Raw genomic sequence first — 3651 nt, 5'->3', positions numbered from 1 at the left:
ACGACGGGGGACACGCGTCGGGCGGCGACGCGCACGACGACCACTCCCACCTCCATGACGGCTACACGGCCGTCACCGTCGCGCCCGCCGGCCACCTCCACCCGCGCCGGTTCCTCGCCGCGGTCTCCGCGCCGCCGACCGGCGCCTACCGCGCGAAGGGCACGCTGACCCTGGCGGACGCGGACGGTCCGCGCCGCTACGAGGTGGCACTGGTGGGTCGCCGGTTGGAGTTGCGCGCCGGAGGATCCGGCCCCGACGGGCTCGTGGTGATCGGCGTGGGGATGGACGACGACGAGGTGGCGCGCTTCCTCGACGAGGCCGTTCTGACCCCCGGTGAACACGTCGACCCCGCCGCCGGACTCGGCCTTCACCCGTACCTGATCGGCGACCCGGACTCCAGCGACGTGGAGGAGTGGATCTACGACGAACAGCGCGCTGCGCCGCTCACCGGGGCCGCGGCCATGTTGGCCGACCCCGAGGATCCCGAGGCATTCGATCCAGCATTCACCCCCTGAGCATCCTCCGGGTGGGAACGCCTGGCGCACTACCCCCGTCAACCTGACGGTCGTCTCATGTTGGCGTTGGGCGTCCCCCCGTCCACGTGCGTATAGTGGCGCTGACGACGGCGAAGTGTTGCACCGGCAGGGGGCCCCACCGCCCGCGGTGGGGGTGCTGCACTGAACGAGGGAGGAGACCTCGTGGACGAGGAGAATACGGGCCGCGGCTCGAGCGCCGCGGGCGATGCCCAGCGGCGCAAGCGTGACCTCGCCTCGGTGCGCAGCGCCATCGCGGCCCTGCGTGAGGCGACGGGGATCCCCGTGACGATCGGGGGAGTGGTCGGCGAGGGACACACGCTCGTGCTGTCCGAGTCGCTCGGTATGCGGACCTCCGCGATGAAGGACCTCAAGGTCCACTACGGCGCCGGCGTGGGCGGGAAGGTCATGGCCACCGGCAAGCCGGTCGGGGTGGCCGACTACCCGCGCGCGGGCGTCATCACCCACGAGTACGACCTGCCGGTGCTGTCCGAGGGCCTGCGGTCCATGGCCGCGATTCCGGTGGTCGTGGGCAAGGACGTGCGGGCCGTCATCTACGCCGGCGTGCACTCCTCTGTGCGGTTCGGCGAGAAGGTCCTCAACCAGATGGCCGCCACCGCCCGCGCCCTCGAGCAGGAGATCGCCGTCAACGACGCGCTGGCGGCGCGCGGTGCGGCCCCGGTCGGTCCGGGTTCCGGTGAGGGCCGCTGGGACGACGTGCTGTCCAACGAGCGGATGCGCGAGACCCACGCCCGCCTCCGGATGCTCGCTTCGCGCACCGAGGACCCCGACGTCCGCGCCGAGCTCGAACGGATCTGCGCGGAGATGGTCTCGCCGCCGCCCGAGATGCCCACCGCGCGACTCTCCCGCCGCGAGCTGGACGTGCTGGCGTGTGTCGCCCAGGGCAAGACGAACATCGAGACCGCCGCCGACATGGGCATCGGTGCCGAGACCGTCAAGAGTTACCTGCGATCGGTGATGCGCAAGCTCGACGCCCACACCCGCTTCGAGGCGGTCAACGCCGCACGGCGCATGGGCGCCCTGCCCTGAGCCGCGCGGCGTAGAGCGGGCGCGGGACGCGTCAGCGCTCGCCGCCCGGCACCCACAGGACGTCGCCCTCGGGGTTCGCGACCCGGCCCAGCACGAACAGCAGGTCCGAGAGCCGGTTGAGGTACTTGGCCGGCAGGACCGAGGTGGTCTCGGGGAACGCCTCGACGGCAGCCCACGCGGCCCGCTCCGCACGGCGGGTGACGGTGCGCGCGACGTGGAGGTACGCGCCCCCCGGGGTCCCGCCCGGGAGGATGAACGACGTGAGGTCCGGCAGATCCGCGTTGAACTCGTCGATCCAGGCCTCGAGCCGGTCGATGTAGGACTGCTCGATCCGCAGCGGCGGGTATTTGGGGTTCTCCACCATGGGGGTCGACAGGTCCGCGCCCGCGTCGAAGAGATCGTTCTGCACCGTCCTGAGCACGGTGGCGACGCGCTCGTCGAGTCCGCCGACGGTCAGGGCCACGCCGATGGCGGCGTTGGCCTCGTCGCAGTCCGCGTACGCCGCGAGTCGTGGGTCGTTCTTGCTCACCCGGGAGAAGTCGGACAATCCGGTCGATCCGTCGTCGCCGGTGCGGGTATAGATCTTGGTCAGATGCACAGCCATGGGAGTCAACCTACGCGGCCGCGGGGCACCGCGGGCCGCGGCCGGGCCGGGGGTCTCGCCTAGGGTGGACGCGTGAGCGGTAATCCCACGTCCCGCGAGGAGAGTTTCCTCGTCAGAGGCGGCACCCGACTGTCCGGAGAGATCTCCGTCGCGGGGGCCAAGAACAGTGTCCTCAAGTTGATGGCGGTCGCCCTGATGGCCGAGGGTCGGACGACGCTGACCAACTGTCCCTCGATCTCCGATGTGCCGGCGATGGCCGATGTGCTGAGGCACCTCGGGTGCACCGTCGAGATCTCCGGCGACACCGTGGTGATCGACACGCCCGCCGAACCGGGGCACATCGCGGACGACAAGGCAGCCCAGCGACTCCGAGCCTCGGTCTGCATCCTGGGCCCGCTCGTCGGTCGCCACCACCGGGCGGTGATCGCGATGCCGGGAGGCGACGCGATCGGGAGCCGACCTCTCAACTGGCACCAGAACGGGCTCAACCGTCTCGGCGCCCGCACCAGGATGGATCACGGTCGCCTGGTCGCCGAGGCCACCGAGCTCCGGGGCGCCGACTACGAGCTGAGCTTCCCCTCCGTGGGCGCGACAGAGACCTTCGTGACCGCAGCGGTGCTGGCGAAGGGGACCTCCGTGTTGAAGAACGCGGCCCGCGAGCCCGAGATCGTGGACATCTGCGACCTGCTCAACGAGATGGGCGCACAGATCAGCGGCGCGGGGACGAGCACCATCACGATCCGCGGCGTCGATGAGCTCACTCCCGTCAGTCACCGGGTGATCGGCGACCGGATCGTCGCCGCCACCTGGGCGATGGGCGCGGTCATGACCCGGGGGGACGTCACCGTCACCGGGATCGACCCGATGTTCATCCACGTGGTGCTGGAGAACCTCCGCGCCGTGGGTGCCGACGTCGAGACGGGACCCGACCACATCCGCGTCCGTCAGGAGGGCAGACCCCGGGCGCGGGACATCCGGACCCTGCCGTTCCCCGGGTTCCCGACCGACCTCCAGCCGATGGCGATCGCCCTCGCCTCGGTCTCCGACGGGGTCTCGGTGGTCACCGAGAACCTCTTCGAAGCCCGGTTCCGCTTTGTCGAGGAGATGGTGCGGATGGGTGTCGACGCCGAGACCGACGGTCACCACGCGAAGATCGTCGGTCGCGAGCGCCTGGACTCGGCGACGGTCTGGGCGAGCGATATCCGCGCCGGCGCCGGGCTCGTGCTCGCGGGGATGTGCGCGGATGACGTGACCGAGGTCTGCGAGGTGTTCCACATCGACCGCGGGTATTCCGACTTCGTGGGCAACGTCCGCTCGCTCGGCGGCGACATCGAACGGGTTCCCACCCATCGGTGACAGTAGGCGACCGGTGAGGGTGGGCCGCGAAACGAGCGGATGTGAGCCCGTGGTTCGTGCCCCGAGCCCGCGCCCGTTACCTTTATTGAACCTCCGGTGGTCGGAGGT

The 3651-nt window shown here is 70.7% G+C and carries 4 protein-coding genes; 3 read left to right on the top strand and 1 reads right to left on the bottom strand.

All coding sequences use genetic code 11. From position 1 onward, the window contains the following. Positions 1-515, top strand: a 515-nt coding sequence (locus G6030_RS02470) for a GTP-binding protein (RefSeq protein ID WP_182642097.1), incomplete at its 5' end; no start/stop codon positions are given. 183 nt (positions 516-698) lie between these two features. After that, the gene (locus G6030_RS02465; RefSeq protein WP_063972926.1) at positions 699-1583 is read left to right on the top strand and encodes a LuxR C-terminal-related transcriptional regulator; all 885 of its coding nucleotides are present in this window, start codon (positions 699-701) and stop codon (positions 1581-1583) included. Positions 1584-1614: 31 nt separating this feature from the next. Here G6030_RS02465 and G6030_RS02460 read toward each other — a convergent pair whose 3' ends face one another. Further along, positions 1615-2187 carry a cob(I)yrinic acid a,c-diamide adenosyltransferase gene (locus tag G6030_RS02460; RefSeq protein ID WP_182642096.1) on the bottom strand — a complete coding sequence of 191 codons (573 nt, stop codon included), beginning with the start codon at positions 2185-2187 and terminating at the stop codon, positions 1615-1617. A 72-nt stretch (positions 2188-2259) separates the two neighbouring features. On the opposite strand from G6030_RS02460, the gene murA reads away from it, so the two are divergent. Further along, a complete protein-coding gene (gene murA / locus G6030_RS02455) occupies positions 2260-3543 on the top strand; it encodes a UDP-N-acetylglucosamine 1-carboxyvinyltransferase (RefSeq protein ID WP_182642095.1) in 1284 nt (427 codons plus the stop codon). Positions 3544-3651: the final 108 nt, after the last annotated feature.

Source organism: Dietzia sp. E1 (genome assembly GCF_014145015.1).
GTDB classification, from domain to species: Bacteria; Actinomycetota; Actinomycetes; order Mycobacteriales; family Mycobacteriaceae; genus Dietzia; species Dietzia cinnamea_A.
The sequence above is the reverse complement of the archived record's forward strand: the minus strand, read 5'-3'. Positions and strand labels throughout refer to the sequence as shown.

What these genes read in the sequence shown, in the direction of transcription:
- G6030_RS02460 (WP_182642096.1), bottom strand. Translation starts at nt 2,187, where the DNA reads ATGGCTGTGCATCTGACCAAGATCTATACCCGCACCGGCGACGACGGA.